Consider the following 22,161-nt stretch of genomic DNA (forward strand, 5'->3'; position numbering starts at 1 on the left):
TGATCGCACGCTGTCGATCAGGAAACCTGTTCCGGGTCCAGCGCGATGCTGCATTCGCGCTGCAGTACATCCACCAGTTGCTGGCCGATGTCCGCAGGCAACTGGCTATCGCTGCCAAACCCGTCAATGAATCGCTGGAACGCCGGAGTCGCCATGAAACGCGATATCTCCGCCTTGCTGTCTTCGTCCAACCCGGCATCGAACTCCGTGTTGCCGCTGGCAATGGCTGCTGCCGAAGCCTGGAACGTGCGCGCCATGTCGCTGCCGGAATCCGTGGCCAGAAACGCCGTCCATTGTTTGACCAGCTGACTGCCGTCGGCACCCATGCTGTCCACGATGCCCTGCTGCACCTGCGCTTCCAGCATCGTTGAAACCTGCTGCGTCGCGCAGGCCTTGCCGACTGCATCCTGCGCCTGCAACGCCGGGAAGTTCTCGATCAGGCCAACAGCCATATCCGCGCCCAGCTTGCCCATGCCCAACTGCTGCATGAGCTCACCGACATCGGTGCGGTCAGCCGGCGCTGCGCAAGCGCCACCGGCCACCAACAAGCCTGCCAGCAGCGCGATGACGCGCATCAGGCCTTGGCCCCTTCCATCATCGTGATGAAACGGTCAAAAAACGGCGCTACGTCCTGCGGGCCCGGCGAGGCTTCCGGGTGCCCCTGGAACGAGAACGCCGGTGCATCGGTCAGCTCGACGCCCTGGATGGTCAGGTCGAACAACGAACGATGGGTGACGCGGACATTGGCCGGCAGCGTGGTTTCGTCGATGGCGAAGCCGTGGTTCTGCGAGGTGATCATCACCCGGCCCGTGCCGATGTCCTGCACCGGATGGTTGGCACCGTGGTGGCCGTGGGCCATCTTCATGGTGCGCGCGCCGGACGCCAGGCCCAACAGCTGGTGGCCCAGGCAGATACCGAAGGTCGGGATCTTCTTCCCGACGAACGTCTTGATCGCGCTGATGGCGTAATCGCACGGCTCCGGGTCGCCCGGGCCGTTGGACAGGAACACACCATCCGGATTCATCGCCAGCACCTCGGCAGCCGGGGTCTGTGCCGGCACCACGGTCAATTCGCAGCCGCGCTCGGCCAGCATGCGCAGGATGTTGGCTTTCACGCCGAAATCGTAGGCCACCACCTTGAACTTCGGTTCAGCGCGCACGAATTCGTTGCGGTCCAGGTCCAGTTGGCCTTCGGCCCAGCCGTAGGGCTTGTCGGTGCTGACCACCTTGGCCAGGTCCATGCCCTTCAGGCCCGGGAACTTGCGGGCGGCTTCCAGCGCCTTTTCGACATCGATATCGCCAGCCATCAGCGCACCGTTCTGGGCGCCGCGCTCGCGCAGGATGCGGGTCAGCTTGCGGGTATCGATACCGGAGATGGCCACCACGCCGCGCTGGATCAACCAATCCTGCAACGACACCTGGCTGCGCCAGCTGCTCGGGCGGCGCGGTACGTCACGCACGATCAGGCCCGACGCCCACACCTTGGTGGCTTCGTCATCCTGGTCGTTCATGCCGGTATTGCCGATATGCGGGTACGTCAGGGTGATCATCTGCCGGGCGTAGGACGGATCGGTCAGCATCTCCTGATAGCCGGTCATGGCGGTGTTGAACACCACCTCACCCACGGACAGGCCGGGCGCGCCTACGGATTCGCCCTCGAATACGGTGCCGTCTTCGAGCACGAGAATTGCGGCTTGGGTCACGGGAATCTCACTTTGGCTACCGGGGGACTCCGAAGCCACGCCTGCGTCCACGGTCAAAAACCGCTTGCAAAAAAGCGCGGACGGCGGTCTGGGAACCGGTCCGGCTGACGTGTTTCGGCGAGCGGGAATTGTACTGGCATGGGGGGCGCCAACGCCAGCGCCTTGTGAGCACCGTATTACATTGTCATTGCAGCAAGGCGGCACCTGGCTGGCAGGATCGCCGCCTCGTATTCAGCCCATGCCGATCAGGCCGCGCCGCCCACCAGGTCACGCACCCGATAGCGGCCCGGCTTCCGGACGAGCAACTGCGCCGCCACATGCAGCGCGCCACGGGCAAAAATGTCCCGGTTGGTCGCCCGGTGTACCAGCTCCACCCGCTCGCCCAGCCCGGTGAACTGGACGAAATGCTCGCCGATGATGTCACCGGCGCGCAGGCTGACGAAGCGCGGCATGGCGCCGCCCTGCCCGGCAGCTTCCCCCAGGGTGATTGCTGTACCCGAAGGCGCGTCCTTCTTGTGGACGTGGTGCGACTCGACAATGTCGCAGTCCCAACCCGGCAGCGCCGCGGCCGCGCGCTCCACCAGCTCGGCCAGCACCGCCACGCCCAGGCTGAAATTGGTCGCCCAGACCAGTGGAATCTGCTGGGCCGCCGCCGACAAAGCCGCCTGCTGCGCGTCACTGATGCCAGTGGTGCCCGAAACGAAACCGGCACCGCGCTCCACGCACAACGCCAGGATCGGGTCGAACCCTTCCGGCAGGCTGAAATCGATGGCGACGTCGAAAGGCGGTACGCCCGCCAACTCACTGGCGGCGAAATGCGGAATGCCCTCGACCACCCGTTGTTCAGGCGGCCTGCGCACAACCGCAGCAACCACCTGCAACGAAGTATTTTCTGCAGCCAGGCGCAACAGGGCCTGGCCCATGCGGCCGGAAGCGCCGTGGATCAGCAAACGAATCGGAGTGTTGTTCATGGCGGCAAACTACCGCTTCGATGGCCGATACGACAAGCGCCGCGTGACCCTGGCTCAGTTCCCGCCGGCATGTATCACGGAAACGCTGCTCGTGGCCTGCGTGCGCCAACGCTTACGCTCAATGACATCACGACTGCGGCTGACCATGCGCATGCCCGGCAACTCCATCGTTGCGGTCACATCAACCTTTGCCGAGCGCCCGTCCTCAGCCAGCGTTATGCGCTTGATGTTCTGTTCGTAGCGCAGCTCGAACATGGGGCCAAGCATGTCGCGCAGCTGCTGGGTCTGCGCTACCGACCTGGCGGCGTCGGCACAGTACTCCTGCTTGTCAATCACGTTTTCCTGCTGGCCGGATTCAACCTTCAGCACGGACGACTGCCGGTAGTCATCGGCAACCATGGCACACAGCGCCGCGTCATCGCCGGCAATCAACGCCAGCCTCGCCTCTTCGTAGAACGCGCGGATCTGCTTCTCATCCAGCGAGTTCCCGCCCCAGCTGTAGATCCCGCCCGCAACCGCCAGCAACACAACCAATGTCAAAAGAAACTTCATCCAAGCCCCCTTCCATGCTTCCTGCATTGCCGCCGAGTGTAGCGGCGCTGCTACCCTGCCCGATACCCCGGCCACCTTTCGTTGCACATCCATGAATATCTCCGACCAGCTTGTCCTCATCACCGGCGCCGGTCGCGGCCTGGGCGCCGCACTGGCGCGCGCCTTTGTGCGCGAAGGAGCAAATGTTGTCGTCAATTTTCACAACAGCCACGACGCAGCCAACGCCTTGGCGGCCGAGCTCGGCACCCGGGCATTGGCACTGCAGGCTGATGTTCGCGACCGCGCACAGGTGGACGCCATGGTTGCTGCAGCAAGTGCACATTTCGGCAAGCCGGTCAGCACCGTGGTCAACAACGCGCTGGTAGGTTTTTCGTTCAACGGCGATGCCCGCGCCAAGGCTGACAGCATCCGCTGGGAAGATTTCACCCGGCAGTTCGAGGGCAGCGTGCAGGCGTCACTCAACACCGTGCAGGCCGCGCTGCCGGGCATGCGCCGCCAACGGTTCGGGCGCGTCATCAACGTGGGCACCAATCTGTTCCAGAACCCGGTTGTGCCCTACCACGACTACACCGCTGCCAAGGCCGCCCTGCTCGCCCTGACCCGCACGCTGGCCGGCGACCTGGGGCCGGACGGCATTACCGTGAACATGCTCTCCGGTGGCCTGCTGCGCACGACCGATGCCAGCGCCGCGACACCGCAGGCGGTGTTCGACTACATCGCCGCCAACACGCCACTGCGTGAGGTCACCACACCAGAACAGTTCGCTGATGCCGCGCTGTTCTTTGCCTCGCCGTGGTCGCGCGCGGTAACCGGGCAGAACCTGGTGGTGGACGGTGGCCTGGTCCGCGACTGAGCACAATCTGCACCGATCAAACAAAAACGCCGGCATTGCCGGCGTTTTCTGCTTCAGTGTTGCTTCGGCGCCTTTGGCCCGCAGCTGTCACAGCTGCCGCAAGCACCACCGCCAGTGGAAGGCGCCGGCGCCAGCCTGCGGCCCCAGGCCTGCAGGCGCGAGGAACGCTGCGGCTTGAGCAGCCACAGCGCCAATGCCCCGCGCACACGCCGCACGAAACCGGGGAACTGCTTCTTCAGCACCACCCACGCACTGACAAGCACGGCCAGTGCGATCAACAGGTACTGAAGCAGCAAGCCGGTATCCATCAGCCCGCACCCAGTGCCACGGCCACCTGATAGGTGACCAGGGCGGCCAGGTATGCCGCAGCAAACAGATACACGGTGGCAAAGGCCATCTGCTTCCACGAGTTGGTCTCGCGCTTGATGGTGGCCAGCGTGGAAATGCACATCGGCGCGTAGATGAACCACACCATCAGCGACAGGCCCGTTGCCAGCGTCCAGCCGTCGCTGATCACCGGGGTCAGCGCCTGGATCGCCGCGTCATCGTCGGCAGCAGAGAGTGCGTAGATGGTGGCCAGCGAGGACACCGCCACTTCGCGCGCACCCATGCCCGGGATCAGCGCGATGCATATCTGCCAATTGAAGCCCAGCGGCGCGAAGATCACCGCCATCCAGTGGCCCAGCTGACCGGCATAGCTGTAGTCAATGGCCGGCATGGTGGCGTTTTCCGGAGCACCCGGGAACGACAGCAGGAACCACAGCAGGATGGTCAACGCCAGGATGATGCCGCCCACGCGCTTGAGGAAGATCATCGCGCGCTCGTACAAGCCCACCGCCAGATCACGCGGATGCGGCAGACGATACGAGGGCAGCTCCAGCATCAGCGGATGCTCGCTCTTGTCGCGACGGAACTTCTTCATCGTCCACGACATCACCAGCGCACTGAGGATGCCGGCCACATACAGGCCGAACAGCACCAGCCCCTGCTGGTTGAACACGCCCCACACCGTCTTGGCCGGGATAAAGGCACCAATCAGCAGCGCATACACCGGCAGACGTGCCGAGCAGGTCATCAGCGGCGCCACCAGGATCGTGGCCAGGCGGTCGCGCGGGTCCTGGATCGAGCGGGTGGACATGATGCCCGGCACCGCGCAGGCGAAGCTGGACAGCAGTGGGATGAACGAGCGACCAGACAGGCCGGCCGCCGCCATCATGCGATCCAGCAGGAACGCCGCACGCGGCAGGTAGCCGGATTCTTCCAGCGCCAGAATGAAGGCGAACAGGATCAGGATCTGCGGCAGGAACACCAGCACGCCGCCGACGCCGGCGATGATGCCGTCCACCAGCAGGCTGCTCAGCGGGCCTTCGGGCAATGCTTCGGCCACGACCGGCCCAAGCCAGGCGAAGGCCGCCTCGATGCCGTCCATCAATGGAGTGGCCCAGGCGTACACGGCCTGGAAGATCAGGAACATCACCACCGCCAGGGTCAGCAACCCGAACACCGGGTGCAGCAACCAGCGGTCCAGCGCGTCGTCGATCTTTGCGGTACGCGCCGGCATCTGCACGGCCGTGGCGAGGATCTCGCGCACCTGCGCGTGCAGGTCCTCGCCCGCCACCGGGGCCTGCACCGGCAGCGATGCCAGCTGCGGCACCAGCGTATCGATACGCTCCACCAGTGCGCGGGCGCCATTGCGGCGCACGGCCACGGTCTCCACCACCGGCACGCCCAGCGCCTTTTCCAGCGCCGGCACGTCGATTTCGATACCACGACGCCACGCCGCGTCCACCATGTTCAGCGCGATGATCATCGGCTTGCCCAACTCGCGCACTTCCAGCGCAAAGCGCAGGTGCAGCCGCAGGTTGGTGGCATCGACCACACAGACCAAGGCATCGGGTGCAGCCTCGCCCGGGTAGAAGCCCCGGCACAGGTCGCGGGTGATGGCTTCGTCCAGGCTTGCCGGCTGCAGGCTGTAGGCGCCCGGAAGGTCCAGCACGGCATATTCGCGGCCGGACGGACCACGCATGCGGCCTTCCTTGCGCTCGACGGTTACGCCGGTGTAGTTGGCCACTTTCTGGCGGCTGCCAGTCAGTTGGTTGAACAGCGCAGTCTTGCCGCTGTTGGGGTTGCCGACCAGCGCCAGCCGGGCAATCGATTCACTCATGATCCGGCTCCTTCACGTCGCACCCGCACGCGGCCCGCTTCACTGCGGCGCAGCGCGAACCGGGTAAAACCTACCTGGCACAGCAACGGCTCGCCGCCCACCGGGCCGCGGGCCAACAGACGAACCTCTTCGCCGTTTACGAATCCCAACTCCCGCAACCTGCGGGCGATGGCGTCATTGGGGTGCAGGTCCTGCACATCCTCCACCCGGGCCGGGGCATGCAGCGGCAAATCTGACAACGTCACTGAATGGGCGCCTATGTGATGAATAAGAATGGTTATCAATTCTAGCATCGCCGCGCCGCGTCATGGCGTCCCACCCTTGCACCGCTATGATTTGCCGGATTTCCTCGATACACAGGCTTTCCCAGATGAGCGATGCACTGCTCGTGCAGCATGAGGGCGCGGTTGCGACCCTGCACTTGAACCGGCCGGAACTGCACAACGCATTCGATGCCGAACTTATCCAGTCCTTGACCCAGGCCCTGCAGGCACTGGGCGCCGACCCCGCTGTCCGCACGGTGGTGCTGGCTGGCAATGGCCCCTCCTTCTCGGCCGGTGCCGATCTGCAGTGGATGCGCGCCATGGCCACCGCCACACAGGAGGAAAACCGTACCGATTCGCTGGCGCTGGCGCAGCTGATGCGCACGCTGGACGAATTGCCCAAGCCGACCATTGCCCGGGTCCACGGCGCGGCGTTCGGCGGTGGCGTTGGCCTGGTCGCCTGTTGCGATATCGCCATCGCGGCCGAAGGCGCGCGTTTTGGCCTGACCGAAAGCCGCCTGGGCCTGTTACCCGCGGTCATTTCACCCTATGTGATTGCGGCCATCGGCCCGCGCCAGGCGCGGCGCTGGTTTGCGACCGGCGAGCATTTCGACGCGGCCACGGCCGAGCGCATCGGGCTGGTCCACCAGGTTGTCAGCGCCGATGCGCTGGACGCAGCGGTGCGCGCGCAACTGGACCTGCTGGCCAAGGCGGCGCCGGTCGCCGCTGGTTCGGCCAAGGTGCTGGTGCGTGAAGTCTGCGCCGCCGTGGGCGACCGCGATGGGCTGGACCGCGCCAATGCCGGCCTGATCGCCGCGCTGCGTGCCTCCGACGAAGGCCGTGAAGGGCTGTCAGCCTTCCTGGAAAAGCGCCCGCCCGCCTGGGCCACGAAGTAATCGGCCGCCCTCACCCGCCTTGCCCTGGAACACCATGAACGACTTCGTCCGTATCGTTGAAGTAGGCCCGCGCGATGGTCTGCAGAATGAAAAACAGCTGGTCAGCACCGCCGACAAGATCGAACTGATCGACCGCCTGTCGGCCACCGGCCTGCGCAGCATCGAAGCCACCAGCTTCGTCAGCCCCAAGTGGGTGCCGCAGCTGGCCGATGCCGCCGAGGTCTTTGCCGGCATCCAGCGCCGCCCGGGCATCAGCTACCCGGTGCTGGTGCCCAACGAACAGGGCTACGACCGCGCCCTTGCCGTTGGCGTGCAGGAGGTTGCGGTGTTCACCGCCGCCTCGGAGCAGTTCAACCGCACCAATACCAATGCCGGCATTGATGAATCGCTGCAGCGCTTCGAGCCCATCCTGGCCCGGGCCAAGGCCGATGGCATCAAGGTGCGCGGCTATGTTTCCACCGTGCTCGGCTGCCCCTACCAGGGCGCCGTGCCACTGGCTGATGTGGTGCGCGTGGCTGTGCGCCTGCACGACATGGGCTGCTACGAAATCTCGCTGGGCGACACCATCGGCGTCGGCACGCCGCTCAAGGCCCGCGCCATGTTGCAGGCGGTGGCGGCGGAAATCCCGATGGAGGCGCTGGCCGTCCACTTCCACGACACCTATGGCCAGGCGCTGGCCAATATCGCCTCTTGCCTGGAGGTAGGCGTGCGTGTGGTCGACGCCGCCGTGGCCGGGACGGGAGGCTGCCCCTACGCGCGCGGTGCAAGTGGTAATGTCGCCAGCGAGGATGTCGTGTACATGTTGCAGGGGATGGGCCTGGCCACCGGCATCGATCTGCCGGCCCTGGCCGCCACAGGGAACTGGCTCGCCGAGCGTCTGGGCCGGCCAACAGGCAGCAAGACAGGAAAGGCTTTGACAGTGTCATGACCGGAACCGGCCAGCGCATAGTCCACGACCCGGGCGAGCATCCTGCCGCCCATGTCGATGCGCTGGCCGAACTGGAACAGGCACTGCACCAGCCCCTGCCACCCAGGCTGCACCGCGTATTGCAGGCCGCCAGCGCCGCACTGCGCGAGGCCATGAGCGAACGCCAGGCCGCGCAGCGTCGCTACGAGGCGCTGTTCGATGCGGTGCCCGACCCGGTCAGCATCCTCAGCGCCACCGGCGTGGTGCTGGACGTCAACACCGCCGGGGTGAACGCCTACGGACGCAGCCGCGAGGAGATCGTCGGCCAGCCCATCGAGCTGCTCAACCCCGACCTGCCCGCGGACCACCTGGAGCCGGTCTGGGAAACCCTGCACCGCGGCGAGACCTATGTCGTGGAAGTCACCAACATGCGCGGCGATGGCAGCCGGTTTCCCGTGGAAGTGCATTCGGCCGCGTTCGAGCACGATGGCCAGCCCTGCATCGTCGCGGTTGCCCGCGACCTGAGCCGCCGCTGGCAGGCCGAGACGCGCTATCGGCTGTTGCTCGAATCCATCGACAAGGGGGTGATGCTGTTCGACCGCAACCTGGGCATCGTCTCGGCCAACCCGGCCGCGCACCGCATCTTCAACATGAGCGGCATGGCGCCCGGGCAACTGCCGCTGAGCGGCGAGGAGTGGATCACCGTCGATGAGCACGGCCGCCGCCTGGGCGTGGAGCAATGGCCGGTATCCAAGGCGTTCCGCAACGGCCGCATCATTCCCAGCACCATCATCGGCCTGTACTACCGCCCGCACGGCCGCATGATCTGGATATCGATCACCACGGTGCCGGTGTTTTCGTCAGATTGCGACCTGCCTGACCACGTGTTCTCGCTGTTCAGCGACATCACCGAACTCAAGCGCGACCACGCCCTGTTCGACCGCGCGCAGTCGCTGGCGCATATCGGCGGCTGGGAGTGGGACCGCGGCCAGCAGCGCCTGTACCTCACCGGCGAGGCGCAGCGCATCCTCGGCCAGCAGCAGGCGCCCGATGACCTGGAGCAACTGCTTTCCTGCCTGAACTCCAGCTCCCGCCAGCTGCTGCGCGAGGCGATGGAGCACATTGCCGAACAGCCCGATGGCTTCGAGCTGGAACTGCAGGGGCAGCGCGCCAACGGCCACAGCTTCTGGATCCGCATGATCGGTGAAGTGGAACCGGGTGATCTGGCTTCCACCCGGGTCGCCGGCACCCTGCAGGACATCACCGAGCCCAAGCACGCCGAGGAGACGCTGAAGAACCAGGCGCGCACCGACCCCCTCACCGGGATCATGAACCGCGATGCCACGCTGACGGATCTGGAAGCGCGCCTGAGCAACCCGTCGCATGCCGGCGTGGCGGTGCTGTACATCGACCTGGACCGCTTCAAGACCGTCAACGATGTCCTCGGCCACAACGCCGGCGATCAATTGCTGATTGAAGCCAGCCGCCGCATCCGCGATGCGGTCGGCACCGAGGGCTTGCTGGCGCGCTTTGGCGGCGACGAGTTCGTCGTGACCTGCGATGCGCGCGACCTTCCGCAGCGCCCCGAACAACTGGCCGAGGCCATTACCCGGGCCTTCACCCCGCCCTTCCAGTTCGGCAAGGACGAGTTTTCGGTGACTACCAGCATCGGCATCGCGCGGGCGCCACAGCACGGGCTGCGTCCGCAGCAGTTGATCCAGAGCGCGGACCTGGCCATGTACGAATGCAAGCGCCGCAGCCGCAATGGCTGGCTGGAGTTCTGCCCGGAGATGGAGCAACGCCAGCACGACCGTCTGCAGATCGAACGGCGCCTGCGCAAGGCGCTTGAGCGCAATGAATTCCGGCTGGTGTACCAACCGCAGGTGGACCTGCAAAGCGGCAGGATCATCGCCTGCGAGGCGCTCATCCGCTGGCGCAACCGGCAACTGGGCGAACTGCGCCCGGACATCTTCATCAGCCATGCCGAAAACACCGGCGACATCGTGCGCATCGGCGAATGGGTGCTGCATGAGGCCTGCAAACAGATCCGGCAATGGCAGGACGCCGGCCTGGGGCTGATCCGCGTGGCGATCAATGTGTCCTACCGGCAGTTCAGCGGCGACCGGCTGGCACGCCAGGTACGTGAAGTGCTGGACGAACACGGCCTGCCCGGCGCTGCCCTGGAGCTGGAATTCACCGAGCGGGTACTGATCGAGGACGCCCCCTCCACCCTGCGCACCTTCGCCGAACTGCGGCAGATGGGCGTGATGCTGACCATCGATGATTTCGGTGAAGGCTACAGCGCGCTGAATTACCTGCGCACCCTGCCCATTCACGGTTTGAAGCTCAGCCAACTGTTCATCAGCGGCGTGCCCAGGAACCGCTCCGATGTCGCCGTCTGCGAGGCGGTCAGCGGCATCGCACGCAGCCTGGGGCTGGGGCTGGTGGCCGAGGGCATCGAGTCCGAAGCACAGCGCAACTACCTGCTGCAGTTGGGCGTGCCGGTGGGCCAGGGCTTCCTGTTCGCGCCGGGCCTGTCACCTGCGGAGTTCGCGCACACATTGCGCTGAGCGCAGCGGCCTGATCGCCACGCTTGCCAATGCCGGCCATCGGCTAGAATCGGCGATCCATTTCCGCAGGATCGTTCCAATGCAGCTGTCCTCCGTTCGCGCCGTCATTACCGGCGGTGTCTCCGGCCTCGGCCTCGGCGTTGCCCAGTTCCTCGTCGCCAACGGCGGCAAGGTCGCCCTGTTCGACCTCAACGACGAGAAGGGAGCCGCTGCGGTCGCCGAACTCGGCGCCGACCATGCGCGTTACTTCAACACCAACGTCACCGACGAAGCCGGCGTGGCCGCCAACCTGGCCGAGGCCAAGGCGTTCCTGGGCGGGCTGAACGTGGTGATGAACTGTGCCGGCATTCTGGGCGCCGGCCGCGTGCTGGGCCGCGAAGCGCCGATGCCGCTGGCCAACTTCCAGGGCACGGTGATGGTCAACCTGGTCGGCAGCTTCAACGTCGCCAAGGCCGCCGCCGACCTGATGCAGCACAACGAGGCCAGCGCCGACGGCGAGCGCGGCGTGATCATCAACACCGCCTCGGTGGCCGCCTACGAAGGCCAGATCGGCCAGGCCGCCTACTCTGCCTCCAAGGGCGGCGTGGTCGGCATGACCCTGCCGATGGCCCGCGAGCTGTCGCGCTTCGGCATCCGCGTGCTGACCATCGCCCCGGGCGTGTTCTGGACCCCGATGGTCGATGGCATGCCGGCCAATGTGCAGGAATCGCTGGCCGCCTCCATCCCGTTCCCGTCACGGCTGGGCCAGCCCTCCGACTTCGCCAGCCTGGTCGGCCACATCATTGGCAATACCTACCTCAACGGTGAGACCATTCGCCTCGACGGTGCCGTGCGTCTGGCACCGAAGTGACTCTGGAGCGGGGATTGGGGATTCGGGAGTGGAGATTGGCATGCGCCAACCCATCCACACGAGTGCCCGCCCCGCTTTTCCAATCCCCATTCCCTATTCCCCAATCCCTGCATTTATGAAAGCCAACGACATCAAGAAGGGCAACGTCGTCGAGTACAACAACGGCGTCTATCAGATCCGCGACATCGAGCGCAGCTCGCCGCAGGGCCGGGGTGGCAACGTCCGCTTCCGTTTCATCATGTACAGCGTGCCGGGCGGCAACAAGCTCGATGCCAGCTTCGACGCCGATGACAGCCTGCAGGAAGTGGAACTGCTGCGCCGCCAGTCCAGCTTCTCCTACATGGACGGTGATGCCTTCGTGTTCCTCGATGACGAGGACTACACCCCGTACACGCTGGACGCGGACGTGATTGGCGAGGACGCCGGTTACATCACCGAAGGCCTGACCGGCATCTATGTGCAGGTCATCGACGATATGCCGGTGGCGATCCAGATGCCGCAGCACGTCACCCTGGAAGTGGTTGAAACCCCGCCGGAACTGAAGGGCGGCACCGCCACCAAGCGGCCGAAGCCGGCCAAGCTGAATACCGGCATCGAGATCATGGTGCCGGAGTACATCGTCAACGGTGAGCGCATCCTGGTGAACACCACCACGGGCGAGTTCGGCGGCCGCGCCGACTGAGCCACCGCAACACACGCCGCTCCTGCCTCACCGGGAAGGAGCGGCGGTGCTTGAACGCCAGAGACCAAACGCGCCGCGCCGGGCTGCCTCAGCCTGCAGCGGGCAGATAGATGCTCACCGCGGCACCGCCCAGCGGAGAGCTGCCAACCGTCGCCAGGCCACCGGCCTGCGCAGCAAACCCATGGACCTGGCTCAGGCCCAGGCCGCTGCCGTCGCCAACCGCCTTGGTGGTGAAGAACGGCTCGAACACGCTCTCCCGGATGTCACCGCCGATGCCCGGCCCGGTATCGCCGACCGTGATGCAGACGAACGCACGGTTGTCTCCCTTCGTGGCCGGCAACGACATGGTTTCCGGGCGCGCTTCCACCAGCACCCGGCCGATGCCATTCATGGCGTCACGGCTGTTGCTCAACAGATTGAGCAGGGCCGCCTCGAACTGTGCGACATCCACCGCGATCGGCGGCAGGTTGTCACCGATCCGTATCTCCAGCCCGACGCCTTCACCGCAGACGCGCTCGTAAAGCTCATGGGATGCGCGCAGCAGGTCACGCACATGGTGGACTTGCGGCACCAGCGCCTGGCCACCACCGAAAGCCAGCATCTGCCGGGTCAGCTGCGTGCCGCGCTCGACCGCACGCAACGCGATATCGAGGATGCGCCGCGCAGCCTCGTCACTGGTACGTCGCGCGGCCAGCATGTCCAGGCTGTTGCCGATCACCGACAACAGATTATTGAAGTCATGTGACAGCCCCAGCGTCAGCTTGCCCACCGCGTCCAGCCGTTGCCCGCGAAGGGTGAGTTCCTGCGCCTGCTGCAACCGCCTTTGCGTATTGAAAAAGCCGGTGATGTCGCGGACGACCATCAGCACGCTTGCCGCATCGTTGTCGTTGCTGGAGATGCTCTCCAGCACCAGGCTTGCGCGGAAACGGCTGTCGTCCTTGCGCACCATGGCCAGGCTCATTTGCTCGAAATCACCTGCGATTGCGTCCTGCAGCGCCTGCTGGTGAACCCCGCGCCCCACATCGGATTCGCTGAACAGGCAGGAGACATTCCGCCCGACCAGTTCCTCGACGGCATACCCGAAAATCGCTCCAACCCCTGCATTGCAACCGTGCACGCGCCCGTCGCCGTCCAGGCGCAGGATCGCGTAGGAACGCAGCTTCAAGATGTCCATCAGCATTGCTTCGTCAGTGAAGTTTGAAACCATGCGCCTCGCGTCCAACCGTGTTTTCAGGATCATCCGCAATTGCGGATTCCGTACCGTACCGCAAACGCAGGCGTTGCCGTAGATAGTTCAGGTTTTCTTCCACACCTTCCATCTGCAGGCGTTGACTTGCCGGCAGCAGGGACAACGCCTGTTGCCGCAGCGCCAGCCATTGTTGCTCGGCCTCTCCGGCACCGGCCGCCGCCTCCGTACGCAACGCGCGGCGCTCGTGCACATCGGGAATACCGTAGCCCGGCACGGGCAAACTACCGGGAGCCAGCAACACGCCTGCGCGCGCCATCAGCTCGTTGAACTGCTCAAGCGTGGCTGCCGCATCCTTGCCCGACAGCAGTTGCCGCTTCAGAACATCACGCGCGGCCAGCTCCTGCTGCCGCCACGCCGCCTGTTCCAGCAACAGCATCGCAGCGAGCACCTCGTTGTCCGCCTGCACCATCCATTCCCGGCGCCGCGTGGCCGGCAGGCCCAGCCAGCCCTCCACGTTCTTTGCCGGCAGTGGCAACGCCTTGCGCGCGACATCAAACACCAGCGCGTAGTGGCTGGCTGCCGATTCAAAGTAGTAACCATTGCGGATTGCCTGCTGCCGATCGGCCGGTTCCGGCGAGGCAACCGCCTGCTCGCGCAGTCGGCGCAGCAATCCGGTCGGCGTGATCGACGACAACGACGCAGCATCCAGCCGCGGCACACCTTCGTGCAACAACTTCCAGGTTTCCACCGCGCAGTTGTTGCTGACAAAAAGGTAGCGACCGTCATAACCCCAGTGCAGCCGTGCGGCCTGCACCAGGAGTTGATCGATCTCCTGCCGCGACAATGCCAACGGTGTGGACGACAGGCCGCGCAGTTCGGTGCGCGTGTATTCCTCGACCACCCGGCTCAGCGGCAGCACGAACAGCCGCGACGGATAGGAGCCGGTAAGCCCCCGCCAGCTGGATATCTGCACATCGCCAACAAACGCACGGAACGAAAGCACCAGGTGATGCTGGAGATCCATCCGACAGGCCGGGCCCGGCGCGCGTCCCGGCGCACAGATCACCAGACGCAGCATGCTGTGCCCCCATCGGCTCATCAGCTGTGCATTGCCCTCGGCCAGCAGGTAGTCCACTGCGTAGATGCGCGAAGGATCCAGTTCGAGCAGGTCGGCCAGGCCTTCCTGTTCGCCTGACTGCATGAACGGCATGCCCGAGGCACAGGCCGGTCCCTCCTGCACTGGCACCGGGCCCAGTTGCTGGGCGAACCAGGCATGCAGCGCCGGCCGTCGGCAGCGGTAGCTGTCGTCCAGCAGATAGTGTTCAAGGTTGACTGCGAAGAATTCCGCCGGGCTGTGCAGTTCGTAGCGGTCCGGGCTGCGCAGCTGAAAGTGATTGTCGCCGCGACCGAGCCACAATGGCCGCCGCTGCCAACCGGCCAGGTCGAGAAAGCGTGCCTGCCGCGACCAGCCACCGCGCGGCGACCGATCCAGCGCATGTGCAAGCTCATGGATCAAGGCGGCCCGCGCCTGCTGCCAGGCCGGGCCGTGCGGCGCATCGGCGGCGTCGATCAATGGCGCCAGCAAGCGACGATCCAGGCCCAGTTCGTTCCCGCGTGCCCTGCCCTGCACGTGTGCCGGCAGGTCATCGCGCCAACGCAGGCGCAGATGCAGATCCTGCCCATCGCGCAATGCGGCCGGCAGTTGGCCGAGCACATCGGCGGCCAAGCGCTCGCTGGCCTGCTGTTCGGCGGGCGTCAGCCCGCCTGCGGGCACTGCCAGTTCGATGGCTGCGGCGGCCGGCAGCGGCGCCGCGAACATCAGCAACCCCCGCATTGCCAGCCACCGCAGGGGCGGCAGCCGGCAGGACATGGTCACAGCGCCAGGATCTTCCGGGCCAATTCCATGTCGCTGGCATCGCGGGCGGCCGCATCCTTTTCACGCAGGTGGATCAAGGCCGCTTCCAGCCAGGCGCCGCGAATGGCGCCATTGCTGGCGACAAAGCCGGCCGCGTCCTCGCGCGCTTCCAGCACCACCTTGTCATCGCCGGACGAACTGCCCGAGCTGTTGGACGAGGCACCCGTGGCCGAACCGGCCGAAGTACCGGCAAAACTGCCGGCGAACACCGACATCGGCAGGGCAAACAGGGCGCAGAACAGGATCGGGCGAATCTTCATCGGGAGAAGGCGCTGCAAGGAAAGATGGCAAAGAATAACGGCGCCCGGTGCACAGGTCGAACCTGTTGCAGGCACGCAGCCGCCCCCTGTTCAGCAAGCCGCGTTTCTCCATCAAGCGCCTTGCTGGAAGTCGCGCCTGTTCAGCCGAGCCTGCAGCCACTGGGTTGCCCGCTGCACCACCACATAGCACACCGGCACGACGAACACCGCCAGCAAGGTTGCAGTGACCATGCCGCCGAATACGCCGGTGCCAATGGCCTGCTGGGTTTCCTTCGACGCGCCCTGGGCCAGCATCAGCGGCACGACACCCAGCGCGAACGCCATCGATGTCATGACGATGGGCCGCAGACGCAGGCGCGCCGCTTCCAGTGCAGCTTCAAGCACGCCGCGCCCCTGCTGTTGCAATTGCCGTGCGAACTCGACGATGAGGATCGCGTTCTTGGCCGACAAACCGATGACCGTGATCATGCCGACCTTGAAGCACACATCGTTGGGCATGTCGCGCAACAGCACCGCCGACACGGCACCCAGCAGGCCCAGCGGCACCACCAGCAACACCGCCAGCGGGATCGACCAACTTTCATACAACGCGGCCAGCACCAGGAACACCACCAGCATCGACAACAGCAGCAGCCATGGCGCCTGCGCACTGGATTGCCGCTCCTGCAGCGACTGGCTGGTCCACTGCACCTGGAAGCCGGCCGGCAGTTGCGCTGCCAGGCGCTCCATCTCCGCCATTGCCTGGCCGGTGGAAACGCCGGGCGCCGGTGAACCGGACAGGTTCATCGCCGGGAAACCCAGATAACGCTGCAACTGCAGCGGGGCCTTGATCCAGGCAGGCGTCACCAGCTCGGACAGCGCCACCATGCCACCGTCGGCGTTGCGCACATGCAACCGCAGCACGTCCTCGATCTCCATGCGATGTGCGGCATCGGCCTGCAGAATCACCTGCTGCAGGCGCCCGGCGTTGGGGAAGTCATTGACGTACTGGGAGCCCATCGCCGCCGACAGCGTGTTGCTGATATCGGTGAAGGCCACGCCCATCGCCTCGGCCTTGGCCCGGTCGATATCCAGACGGATGCTGCTGCCCGACGGCAGGCCCTCGGCATGCACTTCGGACAACAACGGGCTGGCTTCGGCCAGCTTCAGCAACTGCTGCTGGGCTGCGGCAAGCTGCGCATGGCTCTGCCCGGTGCGCGCCTGCAGCACCATGCTGAAACCGGACGATGTCCCCAGGCTGTCAATGGCCGGCGGCATCACGCTCATCACCTCGCCTTCGGCCACGGCCTGCATGGCCTGCTGGGCCGCCGCCACTTCCGTCGCGACGGTTGCGCCCGCGCGTTCACCCCAATCCTTGAGCATGGTGTAGGTCATCGCAGCACTCGGCCCGGAACCGGCAAAGCTGTACCCCATGATCGCCTGATTGGAGTCGATGCCAGGCCGCGAGGCCACATGGGCTTCGTAGGTTTCCACCACGGCCAGCGTGCGTTCGGCTGTTGCTTCGGCCGGCAACTGGATCGAGGTCATGAAATAGCCCTGGTCCTCCTCCGGCAGGAACGCCCCTGGCAGCCAGTACAGGCCCAGCAGCAGTGCCACCACCAACGCCACGAACACTCCCATCACCCGCCCGGTACGGCGCAGCACCACCGCCACGCCGCGCTGGTAACGGCCGGTCATGCGCTCGAAGCCACGGTTGAATGCACCAAACAGGCCGCCACGGTCGTGATGTCCCCGCGTGCTTGGGCGCAGCAGCGTGGCGCAGAGCGCAGGCGTCAGGCTCAACGCGAGCACAGCCGAAAACAGGATCGACACCGCCATGGACACGGTGAACTGGCGATAGATCGCCCCCACCGAACCACCGGCGAACGCCATCGGGATGAACACCGCGGTCAGCACCAACGTGATGCCGATCACCGCCCCGGTCAGCTCGCGCATCGCCTTGACCGTGGCATCGCGCGGCGACAGCCCTTCCTCGGCCATGATCCGCTCCACGCCTTCCACCACCACAATGGCGTCATCGACGATGATGCCGATCGCCAGCACCATGCCGAACATGGTCAGCACGTTGATCGAGAAGCCCGCTGCCAGCATCACCGCGAATGTCCCCAGCAGTGCGATGGGCGCCACCAATGCCGGGATCAGCGTATAGCGCCAGTTCTGCAGGAACAGGAACATCACCGCGAACACCAGCGCCATCGCCTCCAGCAGCGTCTGCAGGACCTTCTGGATGGATATCTTCACAAACGGCGCGGTATCGAACGGAATACTGGCCTGCACGCCGGGCGGCAACAGTGATTCCAACTCGGCCATGCGCGTGCGTATCGCCGCCGCCGTGCGCACGGCATTGGCGCCGGGGCGCAGCTGCACACCGGCAGCCGTGGCCGGGCGGCCATCCTCGCGCGTTCCCCACGCGTAGCTTTGCGCACCCAGCTCAACCCGGGCCACATCCCCCAGCAGCACCCGCGAACCATCCACACCGGCGCGCAGCACGATGTTGTTGAACTGCTCGGGCGTGGACAGCTGACCATCGGCATTCAACGGCACGGTCATGCGCTGGCCGGGAACGCCCGGCGAGTCGCCGATACGCCCCGGTGCGATTTCCAGGTTCTGCTGCTCGATGGCATTGGCCACGTCGCTCATGGTCAGCCCGTAGCCGTTGAGCTGCGAGGGATCCAGCCACACGCGCATCGCCTGCTCGGCACCAAACAATTGCACACGGCCCACGCCGTCGATACGGCGCAGCTCTTCGATGATGTTGCGGGCCATGAAGTCGCCAAGGCCTGCCTCGTCCACACTGCCATCGGGTGAATTCAGCCCCACCAGCATCAGGAAGCCCGAATCCGCCGCTTCGACGTACAGGCCGTTCTGGCGCACGCTGCGCGGCAGTCGCGGCTCGATTGCTTTGATCCGGTTCTGCACGTCCACCTGTGCCATTTCCGGGTCGGTGCCGGGCACGAAGGTCGCCGTGATCGAGGCTTCGCCGGAGGTATCTACCGAGGATTCGAAATACAGCAGGTGCTTGACGCTGGACAGCTCCCGCTCGATCAGCCCCACCACCGAATCATTGAGCGTCTGCGGGCTTGCGCCCGGATAGCTGGCATAGATGCTGACGCTGGGCGGCGCCACCGCCGGGTAGCGCTCAACCGCCAGGCGTGGGATGGCCAGCACGCCGGCCAGGACAATGAAGATCGCCAGCACCCAGGCGAACACCGGGCGATCAATGAAGAAACGTGCCATGTGGAGGTTTTCCGAAGGGTTTTACTTTCCAGCGCTGCCCAGGGCAGTGGATTCGGCAGGTTGCTGCCAGGCCTGCGTCTGCACGGGCGCCCCTTCCTGCAGCCGTTCCTGGCCTTCCACCACCAGCTTGTCGCCGCTGGCCAGGCCCGTGCGGACCAGCCATTGGCGGTTGACGCTGCCGTCGAGTTCAAGGGTGCGGATCACCGCTTTTCCGTCATCACCCACCACCCAGGAATAAGCCTGCCCACCTGCACTGCGCATCACCGCCTGCTGGGGCACCAGCACCGCGCGGACTGGCGCACCACGCGGCACCACCGCGCGTACGAACATGCCGGGCAACAGGCGCCGCTGCGGGTTGTCCACCAGGATGCGAAGAATCACATCACCCGTGCGCTGGTCCACGTTGACGCCCGAGAACAACAGTTGTCCCTGTTGCTCATGCGGCTTGCCGTCGGGCCCCAGGATGGTGACGGCCAATACCTGTCCATCAGCCGCGGTGCGCTGCAGCGCAGCCAGCTGCGATGCCGGCCGGCGTACGTCGACATAGACTTGGTCGATCTGCTGCACCACCGCCATCGGCGGGTCATCGGCCGTGCCCACCAGGGCGCCTTCGCTGATCAATGCCTGGTCGATTCGGCCGGAGATGGGCGCACTTACCGTGGCGTGGCGCAGGTCGAGCTGGCGCCTGGCCAGCACCGCACGGGCTTCGGCCACGACGGCACGCGCCTGCTCGTGCGCGGCATCCGCATCGTCCCGGTGCTGGTGGCTCACCACCTGCATATCGGCCAATGTGCGCAGGCGCTGGGACTGGACGCGGCTATGGGCCAGTGCAGCCTGGCTGCGCTGCAAGGCAGCCGATGCGGAGTCGACATCAGCACGGAAAGCAGCCGGATCAATCTGGAACAAGGCCTCGCCGGCCGCTACTTCCGCGCCCTGCTCGAAGTGTCGTTTGAGCACGATGCCGCCCACCTGGGCACGGATCTGCGCGGTACGCAAAGCCGTCACGCGGCCCTGCAGTTCGTCATCACGCTGCACCACCTGGGTGCCGACGGTGACGATGCTGACCTTTGGGGTTGCCGCTGGTGTCGGCGCGGGTTCGGAGCAGGCCGTCAGGACCAGCACCAGGGCCACGATCAGCGTGGCCGGTTTCCAGAAGGTTCTCATTGCTTTGCTTGAGCCGCAGACCGGCATGGTTCGTGAGACGTGCAGTCTGCGCGCCGATGATGGGGTTTCGATGGAGGAAGTGTGGAGATACGATGGAGGCAAGCACCTTCCGGCCCTCTGCCCTGCATGCCCGCATTTGACTCCGCCGCCACTGCGGCCACGTGGGACCGCTCCCACGACGCGCTCGTCCTGATCGTCGAGGACGAACCTGAAATCGCCGACATCATTGCTGCATATCTGCAACGTGAGCAGTTGCGCACCGTCCGTGCGCTTGACGGCCGCACCGCGCTGGACCTGCACCGCAGCGCTCGCCCGGACCTGGTGTTGCTGGACGTGCAACTGCCCGGCCTGGATGGCTGGAGCGTGCTGCGCGAACTGCGCCAGCGTGGCGACACCCCCATCATCATGCTCACGGCGCTGGACCAGGACCTGGACAAGCTCACCGCGCTGCGCATGGGTGCCGACGACTATGTGGTCAAGCCGTTCAACCCCGCCGAAGTTGCCGCACGGGTGCGCGCGGTATTGCGCCGCACACTGCGCGCACCGCGTCAGGAAGCATCCCCGGCGTTGCGGGCCGGCCCCTTGCTGATCGATCCACTGGCGCACACCGTGCACGTGGAAGGAGACGGCTACAGCCACGAACTGCTGCTCACCCTCACCGAGTTCAAGCTGCTGCACTGCATGGCACTGGCGCCGCTGCGCATCTTCAGCCGCAGCGAGTTGATGCACCAATGCCTGCCCGAAAGCGAGGCACTGGAGCGCACCGTCGACAGCCACGTCAGCAAGCTGCGGCGCAAACTCGACGAGGTGGGCTTGAGCAACGTTCCGGCCAGCGTGCGTGGCGTCGGCTACCGGCTGATGGCGGACCGCTGATGCGTCGCACCGGCCTCAGTCGTCACATCATCGTGTCGATGTCGATCATGGTGCTCAGTGTCATCGTGATGATGATCCTGTCCTCCTACCTGCTCTACGCCGTCCTGGTGGAGTTCTACCCGGCCAGTACGCTGGAACCGGAAGGCTGGATGCCCACCGGCCCGGAGCTGGCCTGGATGCTGGGGGTGACGGCGATCGGCCTGACCCTGGCCATCGCGGCTTCCATCCGTCTGGCCCATCGCATCCTGCTGCCATTGAGCGCGCTGCTGGACAGCATCCGTGCACTGGCCGAAGGCGACCTTGGGGTACGCGCCAAGGTCAGTGACGATTCGCCCGACGAGGTTGCGCTGCTGGCCGAGGACTTCAACGCCATGGCCGCGCGGCTGCAGCACATGGAGACCGAACGCGCGATGTGGCATGCCGCCATTGCCCACGAACTGCGCACGCCCATGACCATTCTGCGCGGTCGCCTGCAGGGCCTGGCCGAAGGAGTATTCCAACCGGACGAGGCGCAGTTCCACAGCCTGCTGTCACAGGTGGAGGGCTTGTCGCGGCTGATCGAAGACCTGCGCGTACTCAGCCTGGCCGACAACAGCCGCCTGGAAGTCCATCGTGCCCGCACCGATGTTGTCCAGGAAGTCCATTCGGTGATGACCCTGGTCGACCCGGGTTTCCGCAGTGCCGGCTTCGTGCTGGAGCTGGAAACCAGCCGCGATGAACACCCTGCCTACTGTGACCCCACGCGCCTGCGCCAGGCGCTGCTCGCGCTGCTGGAGAACGCGCGCCGTTACGCCAGCCCCGGCCGGGTGCGCATTGCCATCCACGACACGGTCCAGCATGTGCTGGTGGCCATCGAAGACGAAGGCCCGGGCATCGACCCGTCCCTGCTGGCGCACATCTTCAACCCCTTCATGCGCGGCGACAGCTCACGCTCGCGCCAGGGGGGCGGCAGCGGGCTGGGCCTTGCGGTGGTCAAGGCCATCGTCGATGCACATGGCGGGAACATCCGCTGCCTTCCCGGCGACAACGGTGGCACCCGTTTCGTGCTTGAACTGCCGCGGCAATAGCAGGCGCCGGCCTTCAACAAAGCCGGCGCTGCGAATCTCCGGCCCG

At 65.7% G+C, this 22,161-nt stretch carries 20 protein-coding genes; 8 read left to right on the top strand and 12 right to left on the bottom strand.

All coding sequences use genetic code 11. The features are described from left to right. Positions 1–17 precede the first annotated feature (17 nt). From ACVOLO_RS00580 to ACVOLO_RS00595, 4 genes are all read right to left on the bottom strand, one after another. Complete coding sequence (locus tag ACVOLO_RS00580) at positions 18–575, bottom strand: hypothetical protein (RefSeq protein WP_481568323.1); 558 nt, start codon at positions 573–575, stop codon at positions 18–20. Beyond that, positions 575–1,702: a glutamine-hydrolyzing carbamoyl-phosphate synthase small subunit gene (carA, locus tag ACVOLO_RS00585; protein ID WP_481568324.1), complete on the bottom strand. Its 1,128-nt coding sequence runs from the start codon at positions 1,700–1,702 to the stop codon at positions 575–577. Before carA ends, ACVOLO_RS00580 begins: the two co-directional genes overlap by 1 nt. 245 nt (positions 1,703–1,947) lie before the next feature. Next, positions 1,948–2,673, bottom strand: a complete 726-nt coding sequence (gene dapB, locus ACVOLO_RS00590; RefSeq protein WP_481568325.1) for a 4-hydroxy-tetrahydrodipicolinate reductase — start codon at positions 2,671–2,673, stop codon at positions 1,948–1,950. Positions 2,674–2,727: 54 nt separating this feature from the next. Then, complete coding sequence (locus tag ACVOLO_RS00595; RefSeq protein ID WP_481568326.1) at positions 2,728–3,225, bottom strand: hypothetical protein; 498 nt, start codon at positions 3,223–3,225, stop codon at positions 2,728–2,730. 91 nt (positions 3,226–3,316) lie between these two features. Here ACVOLO_RS00595 and ACVOLO_RS00600 point away from each other — a divergent pair, with 91 nt between their 5' ends. Further along, positions 3,317–4,078, top strand: a complete 762-nt coding sequence (locus ACVOLO_RS00600; RefSeq protein WP_481568327.1) for a 3-oxoacyl-ACP reductase — start codon at positions 3,317–3,319, stop codon at positions 4,076–4,078. A 53-nt stretch (positions 4,079–4,131) separates the two neighbouring features. Here ACVOLO_RS00600 and ACVOLO_RS00605 read toward each other — a convergent pair whose 3' ends face one another. From ACVOLO_RS00605 to ACVOLO_RS00615, 3 genes are read right to left on the bottom strand one after another with little or no spacing between them, the layout of a single operon-like run. After that, complete coding sequence (locus ACVOLO_RS00605) at positions 4,132–4,386, bottom strand: DUF6587 family protein (RefSeq protein ID WP_481568328.1); 255 nt, start codon at positions 4,384–4,386, stop codon at positions 4,132–4,134. Then, positions 4,386–6,242 carry a ferrous iron transport protein B gene (feoB, locus tag ACVOLO_RS00610; RefSeq protein ID WP_481568329.1) on the bottom strand — a complete coding sequence of 619 codons (1,857 nt, stop codon included), beginning with the start codon at positions 6,240–6,242 and terminating at the stop codon, positions 4,386–4,388. The genes ACVOLO_RS00605 and feoB overlap by 1 nt, the downstream gene beginning before the upstream one ends. After that, complete coding sequence (locus ACVOLO_RS00615) at positions 6,239–6,487, bottom strand: FeoA family protein (protein WP_481568489.1); 249 nt, start codon at positions 6,485–6,487, stop codon at positions 6,239–6,241. The genes feoB and ACVOLO_RS00615 overlap by 4 nt, the downstream gene beginning before the upstream one ends. A gap of 125 nt (positions 6,488–6,612) precedes the next feature. Between ACVOLO_RS00615 and ACVOLO_RS00620 the strand changes: the two genes are divergently transcribed. From ACVOLO_RS00620 to yeiP, 5 genes are all read left to right on the top strand, one after another. Next, positions 6,613–7,401, top strand: coding sequence for an enoyl-CoA hydratase-related protein (locus ACVOLO_RS00620; RefSeq protein ID WP_481568330.1), 789 nt, complete (start codon positions 6,613–6,615; stop codon positions 7,399–7,401). 34 nt (positions 7,402–7,435) lie between these two features. Next, positions 7,436–8,329, top strand: coding sequence for a hydroxymethylglutaryl-CoA lyase (locus tag ACVOLO_RS00625; protein WP_481568331.1), 894 nt, complete (start codon positions 7,436–7,438; stop codon positions 8,327–8,329). Beyond that, a complete protein-coding gene (locus ACVOLO_RS00630) occupies positions 8,326–10,878 on the top strand; it encodes a sensor domain-containing protein (protein ID WP_481568332.1) in 2,553 nt (850 codons plus the stop codon). The genes ACVOLO_RS00625 and ACVOLO_RS00630 overlap by 4 nt, the downstream gene beginning before the upstream one ends. A gap of 79 nt (positions 10,879–10,957) precedes the next feature. Then, positions 10,958–11,728: an SDR family NAD(P)-dependent oxidoreductase gene (locus tag ACVOLO_RS00635; protein WP_481568333.1), complete on the top strand. Its 771-nt coding sequence runs from the start codon at positions 10,958–10,960 to the stop codon at positions 11,726–11,728. Between the two features lie 115 nt (positions 11,729–11,843). Continuing rightward, entirely contained in the window at positions 11,844–12,410 is a 567-nt protein-coding gene (gene yeiP, locus ACVOLO_RS00640; protein WP_481568334.1) for an elongation factor P-like protein YeiP, read from the top strand. A gap of 88 nt (positions 12,411–12,498) precedes the next feature. Here yeiP and ACVOLO_RS00645 read toward each other — a convergent pair whose 3' ends face one another. The 5 genes from ACVOLO_RS00645 to ACVOLO_RS00665 all read right to left on the bottom strand — a co-directional run bounded on the left by ACVOLO_RS00645 (position 12,499) and on the right by ACVOLO_RS00665 (position 20,175). Next, positions 12,499–13,584, bottom strand: a complete 1,086-nt coding sequence (locus ACVOLO_RS00645; RefSeq protein WP_481568335.1) for a two-component system sensor histidine kinase NtrB — start codon at positions 13,582–13,584, stop codon at positions 12,499–12,501. A gap of 13 nt (positions 13,585–13,597) precedes the next feature. Then, complete coding sequence (locus ACVOLO_RS00650) at positions 13,598–15,433, bottom strand: DUF7844 domain-containing protein (protein ID WP_481568336.1); 1,836 nt, start codon at positions 15,431–15,433, stop codon at positions 13,598–13,600. Positions 15,434–15,471: 38 nt separating this feature from the next. After that, positions 15,472–15,774, bottom strand: a complete 303-nt coding sequence (locus tag ACVOLO_RS00655) for a DUF2388 domain-containing protein (protein ID WP_481568337.1) — start codon at positions 15,772–15,774, stop codon at positions 15,472–15,474. A 111-nt stretch (positions 15,775–15,885) separates the two neighbouring features. Beyond that, the gene (locus tag ACVOLO_RS00660; RefSeq protein WP_481568338.1) at positions 15,886–19,011 is read right to left on the bottom strand and encodes a multidrug efflux RND transporter permease subunit; all 3,126 of its coding nucleotides are present in this window, start codon (positions 19,009–19,011) and stop codon (positions 15,886–15,888) included. Between the two features lie 21 nt (positions 19,012–19,032). Next, a complete protein-coding gene (locus ACVOLO_RS00665; protein WP_481568339.1) occupies positions 19,033–20,175 on the bottom strand; it encodes an efflux RND transporter periplasmic adaptor subunit in 1,143 nt (380 codons plus the stop codon). Positions 20,176–20,301: 126 nt separating this feature from the next. Here ACVOLO_RS00665 and ACVOLO_RS00670 point away from each other — a divergent pair, with 126 nt between their 5' ends. Together ACVOLO_RS00670 and ACVOLO_RS00675 are read left to right on the top strand one after the other, a co-directional pair. After that, a complete protein-coding gene (locus tag ACVOLO_RS00670) occupies positions 20,302–21,048 on the top strand; it encodes a response regulator (RefSeq protein ID WP_481568340.1) in 747 nt (248 codons plus the stop codon). Then, on the top strand, positions 21,048–22,115 hold the full coding sequence (locus ACVOLO_RS00675; RefSeq protein WP_481568341.1) for an ATP-binding protein: 1,068 nt from the start codon (positions 21,048–21,050) through the stop codon (positions 22,113–22,115). Before ACVOLO_RS00670 ends, ACVOLO_RS00675 begins: the two co-directional genes overlap by 1 nt. Positions 22,116–22,161 lie beyond the last annotated feature (46 nt).

It is taken from the genome of Stenotrophomonas sp. STEN056 (assembly GCF_056759635.1).